The organism is Planctobacterium sp. AWM4_229 (assembly GCF_056160305.1).
This window is the reverse complement of the sequence record NZ_JBSWWX010000023.1, coordinates 1-762: the sequence shown is the minus strand read 5'-3', so window position 1 is coordinate 762 and position 762 is coordinate 1. Positions and strand designations below refer to the sequence as shown.

The following is a 762-nucleotide window of genomic DNA, read 5'->3' as shown; positions in this document are numbered from 1 at the left end:
GTCCTACTTAATATGTGCTTTATGTTGCTTCGTGTACGGGGCTATCACCCTGTATCGCTCAACTTCCCAGAAGATTCCACTACAACATAAACCATCGGCTGTTACCCGTTCGCTCGCCGCTACTAAGGCAATCTCAATTGATTTCTTTTCCTGAGGGTACTTAGATGTTTCAGTTCCCCTCGTTTGCTTCTGCAACCTATGAATTCAGTTACAGATGACCCTAAGGCCGGGTTTCCCCATTCGGACATCGTAGGTTATAACGGGTTTTATCACCTCACCTACGCTTTTCGCAGATTTACACGTCCTTCATCGCCTCTGACTGCCAAGGCATCCACCGTATACGCTTAGTCACTTAATCATACAACCCCTGTATCACTCAATGTTGCCATCAATTGAACAGACGTTGCTGTTGACTGTAACTCGCCTATGTCAGATAGAGTAAAACGCTTTCGTTTACCCTAAATTTTTAAAAATACATACTTGGTTGATATCAAATGCATCACTTACGCAACACATCAATATCGATGATTTATCAGCTTTTCCAGTTTGTTAAAGAACAGTTTAAGGACAATTTAACTCCAGAGAGTTAAAAACCTTAACCAATCAGTCTCTTTTTTTGAGGAGGCTTATTGGTTAAGGCCCTTCGTCGAACTAAAGTTCGACCTACATAGACAATAAAACAATCTGTGTGAACATCGAATTGAATTCAATTCGACACCTTTACGTAAGGAGGTGATCCAACCCCAGGTTCCCCTAGGGTTA

At 41.9% G+C, this 762-nt stretch carries 1 rRNA gene; it reads right to left on the bottom strand.

Annotated features, from left to right (window positions below):
* Positions 1–358: ribosomal RNA gene (locus ACXAGP_RS22075) — 23S ribosomal RNA — on the bottom strand; the annotation flags it as partial.
* Between the last annotated feature and the right edge of the window lie 404 nt (positions 359–762).